5 protein-coding genes are annotated in these 3,922 nt (G+C 69.9%); 2 read left to right on the top strand and 3 right to left on the bottom strand.

Going from position 1 to position 3,922, the window contains the following annotated elements; translation table 11 throughout:
- Window positions 1-700: DUF5110 domain-containing protein (locus I55_RS08820; RefSeq protein WP_044560153.1), on the top strand; the 700-nt coding region annotated here is incomplete at its 5' end.
- Between the two features lie 7 nt (window positions 701-707).
- Here the strand turns inward: I55_RS08820 and I55_RS08825 are convergent.
- The 3 genes from I55_RS08825 to I55_RS08835 all read right to left on the bottom strand — a co-directional run bounded on the left by I55_RS08825 (window position 708) and on the right by I55_RS08835 (window position 2,861).
- Complete coding sequence (locus I55_RS08825) at window positions 708-1,127, bottom strand: DUF2267 domain-containing protein (protein ID WP_044560155.1); 420 nt, start codon at window positions 1,125-1,127, stop codon at window positions 708-710.
- 87 nt (window positions 1,128-1,214) lie between these two features.
- Complete coding sequence (gene gstA / locus I55_RS08830) at window positions 1,215-1,829, bottom strand: glutathione transferase GstA (RefSeq protein ID WP_044560156.1); 615 nt, start codon at window positions 1,827-1,829, stop codon at window positions 1,215-1,217.
- Window positions 1,830-1,997: 168 nt separating this feature from the next.
- On the bottom strand, window positions 1,998-2,861 hold the full coding sequence (locus I55_RS08835) for an NmrA family NAD(P)-binding protein (protein WP_044560157.1): 864 nt from the start codon (window positions 2,859-2,861) through the stop codon (window positions 1,998-2,000).
- Between the two features lie 125 nt (window positions 2,862-2,986).
- On the opposite strand from I55_RS08835, the gene I55_RS08840 reads away from it, so the two are divergent.
- Window positions 2,987-3,922 (top strand): LysR family transcriptional regulator (locus tag I55_RS08840; RefSeq protein ID WP_064742477.1); only part of this gene is annotated, 936 nt, incomplete at its 3' end.

The raw sequence follows: 3,922 nt of genomic DNA on the forward strand, positions 1-3,922 counted from the left end.
CTGGAATTTCGACCCGGCGATTCAGAAAATCCTGATCGACGACGTCAGGCTGCGCTACCGCCTGCTGCCGTATATCTATTCCCTGTCCTGGGACGTCCTGAGCCATCGCGCGACGATGATGCGGGCGCTGGCCTTCGACTTCCCGGAGGATGCCGAGGCCCTGCGCGTCACCGACCAGTACATGTTCGGCAAGGCGTTCCTGGTGTCGCCCGTGCTGCGGGCGGGCGCCACGACGCGCGGCGTCTATCTGCCGGGCGACGGCCGGTGGTTCGATTTCTGGACGGGTGCCGCCCAGGAGGGCGGGCGGCGCGTGGACGCGAAGGCGGACCTGGCGACCCTGCCGCTGTTCGTCCGTGGGGGTAGCATCGTGCCGCTGGGCCCCATCAAGGCCTATGCCGACGCCCCCAGCGATGAGCCGCTGGAGCTGCGGGTCTACCCCGGCCGCGACGCTGCCTACGAACTCTATGACGATGAGGGAGACGGCTACGGTTATCAGGCGGGAAAGCGCGCGATCATTCCCGTGATCTGGTCGGACAAGCAACGGCGCCTGACCCTCCAGGCGCGCGACGGCGCCTTCCCGGGAATGCCCGCCGCCGTGCGCTTCCGCGTCGTCTGTGGCGCGGCGTCTGGGGCTGAGGCGGCCACGACCATCGTTTACACCGGCGCCCCGGTCACCATTCCGCTGGCGCGGTGTGGGTGACGGCGCGCTATGCGCTCCAGAATTCCTCCGCGCCCGCGGGTAGGCTGGCCAGAACGCGGTTGAAGTCGTCGAGGTATACGTGGCGGCGCAGCGCCGCCGCCACGTCGCGGATCGCGGTGTCGGGCGCGAAATTGTGGTCGCGCCGCAGGTTTTGCACTTCCCGCGTCATGGTGGCGCGATCGGCGAAGGGGACCGGCGGTTCATCGATCGGCCAGTCGGTCACGAAGATGGCGCGCAGCAGGGGCGGCAACACGCCGGCGAAGCGGATGGCATCGGCCGGGCTCAGACGGCGGCGGAACACCTGCAGCACCCCTTGCACCATGGTGTAGGTCTGGTTGCGGGTGGCCAGGCCGGCCATATCCTTGGCGTCGGTCAGGAAGCGTTCAAAATCCTGGGACGCGTGCTGCAATTCCATGGGGATGGGCATGGGACCGCCTTCTTCACGCGCCGATATCGTCGGCATCGCAAGGAAGGGCCGTCCGGCGGGGACGGCCCTTCTTCATGGGGTGGCCGCTCAGGCAGCCAGCAGCCCCTCGGCCTTCAGCGCTGCCTGCACCTTGGGGCGCTGGCCCACGCGGGTGAAGAAGGCGGCGACCTTGGGGTGGGCGCCGAGGTCGATTCCGACCTGGGGCGCCCAACCCAGCACCACGAAGGCGTAGGCGTCGGCCACCGTGAAGGTCTCGCCGGTCAGGTAGGAACGGCCATCGGCCAGCACGTCATCCAGATACTTGAAGCGCCGGTCCAAGTTCTGCTTGGCGATGGCCTTGTACTCATCCGGCGTGGCCGGGTTGAACAGGGGACTGAAGCCCTTGTGCAGGTCGGTGGCGATGAAGTTTAGCCACTCCTGCACCTTGTAGCGGCTGATGCTGCCGGCGGCGGGGATCAGGCCGCTGGCGGGGGCCTGGTCGGCCAGGTACTGGGCGATCACCGCGCCCTCGGTCAGCAGGCTGCCGTCGTCCAGTGTCAGCGCCGGGACCGAGCCCTTGGGGTTGGTTTCCAGGAAGTTGGCGCCGGATTCCGTCACCTTGGTCTTCAGGTCCACCGCCTCGATGGCGATGTCGAGGCCAGCCTCGAGCGCCACGATGTGGGGGGAGAGCGAGCAGGCGCCGGCCTTGTAGTACAGCTTCATGGATGATCCTCTTTGCCTGGTCATCGACCATACGCCGGGGCCCTTCAGCGGGCCCCGTGCGGGAAATGGAAACGTGCCATTCCTATAGGCCGCGCCCGGCGGTGCCAAGCGCTTAGAGAGGCGACGGGAAGTCGCGCCGGCACAGCCCCCGTCCATGCTCCCTGCCGCTCAGGTTCGTTCCGCCAGCGCCGCGATCACCTGGTGCAGGGTGGTATCGCCTTTCAAGGCATGCGCGCCTGCGTCGCGGAAGTCGATCCAGCCCTCGTTGAAGCCGTCCAGCATGCGCATGCGGGGGCCGGGATGGTGCATGCCCTGGGCGCGGAACTGCGCCTCCCACCCGTCGCGGGGCACGGCCTCGGCCCGCACCGGCCGGCCCAGCGTCCTGGCGAAGGCCTGGGCCAAGTCGTTGGGCGAGACGCGGGCGGGGCCTTCCAGGTCGACGATACGGAGGCCCGCCCAGTCCTCCCGCAGCAGGCATGCCGCCACGCGGCCCACGTCGGCGGTGGCGACCATGGGGATCGGGCGGTCCAGGGGCTGCAGATGACTGCGCAGGACACCTTCGTCCCGGGCGGCGGCCAGGTCCCAGGCGGCGTTCTCCATGAACCAGCCGGGGCGCAGGAAGGTGATGGGCAGGTCCAGGACGGCCAGGCGCCGCTCGTTCAGCGTATGCTGGCTCAGCAGGTTGTCGTGCGGGGCGTCGGCGCCCACGGTGGACAGGCTGACCACCCGCGCCGGGCGCGCCATCGCCAGGGCCGTGGCGACCGCGTCCATGGTGGCGCGGGCGGCGGGATATCCGGGGGCGGGGTCGAAGTCCGGCGGCGGCAGGATGAACACGCCGGCGGCGCCGGCGAAGGCCTGGGTCAGGGCCGCCGCGTCCTGCAGGGCGGCCACCGCCACCTCGCAGCCCCGATCCGCCCAGGGCGTTGCCTTGGCGGCGTCGCGCACGACGGCGCGGACGGGCTGGCCCGCGGCCAGCAGCGCCCGGGCGGTGGCGCCGCCGACCTGACCCGTGATGCCAGTGATGACGTACATGATCCCTCTCCTTAACCGATGGGGTGATGATCCGCTTATACGGCGGGAGGTAATTTGAATCAGGCGCATCCATATCAGCTGAAAAGTGATCTATAATCACTGTCGTGAGGATCAGGAGAGGGCCCATGGGTTTCGACGCGCGCCTGTTGACCGGCATCGGCGTGCTGGCAGCAGTGGTGGAGGCGGGCAATTTCGTGCGCGCGGGCGAGGTCCTGGGCCTGACACCGTCGGGCGTCAGCCGCGCCGTCGCCCGGCTGGAGGCGCGGGTGGGCGTGCGCCTGTTCGACCGCAGCCCCCGCGCCGTGACCCTGACGGAGGAGGGGCGGCGCTTCCATGCCCAGGTCACGCCCTTGCTGGCCGGGCTGGAGGAGGCGGCGCAGGACGCGGCGGGATCCGCCGCCACCGTGGACGGGCGCCTGCGCGTCTCCGTCGATCCCTGGTTCGCCCGCATGGTGCTGGCCCCGCACCTGCCGCGTTTCATGGAGCGATATCCCCGCCTTTCCCTGGACCTGACGGTCAGCAATCACCGCGAGGAAATGATGGCCGGCGTGGACGTGGCGGTGCGCTTCGGCCCGCCGGACGTCGCCTCGCTGATCGCGCGCAAGCTGCTGGAGACGCGGGTGCTGACCTGCGCCGCGCCGGATTACCTGGCGCGGCGCGGCACGCCCCGGGTGCCGCAGGATCTGGCCGGGCACGAGGGCCTGCTGTTCCGCAACCCGCAGACCGGCCTGCCCTTCGGCTGGGAGTTCCATCGCGGGGATGAGCGGGTGACGGTTGCTGTGGCCGGCCGGGTGATGATGGACGATCCATCCGTGGCGGTGGCCGCGTGCGTGGCCGGGCAGGGGGTGTTCCAGAGCTTTGAGCTGGGTCTCGGCCCCTGGCTGGCGTCTGGCCAACTGGTGCGGGTACTGCCCGACTGGGCGGAGGAACGCTATCCCCTCTACGCCTATCACCCCAGCCGCCACCTGCCGCCGGCCAAGGTGCGCGCCTTCCTGGACTTCGTGCAGATGATCGCGGGCCGGGATGGGCCGGAGGGGGAAGGGACAAAGGGGGAAGGGGCG

Origin of the sequence: Azospirillum sp. B4 (assembly GCF_000333275.1) — a bacterium.
Lineage (GTDB): Bacteria > Pseudomonadota > Alphaproteobacteria > Azospirillales > Azospirillaceae > Nitrospirillum.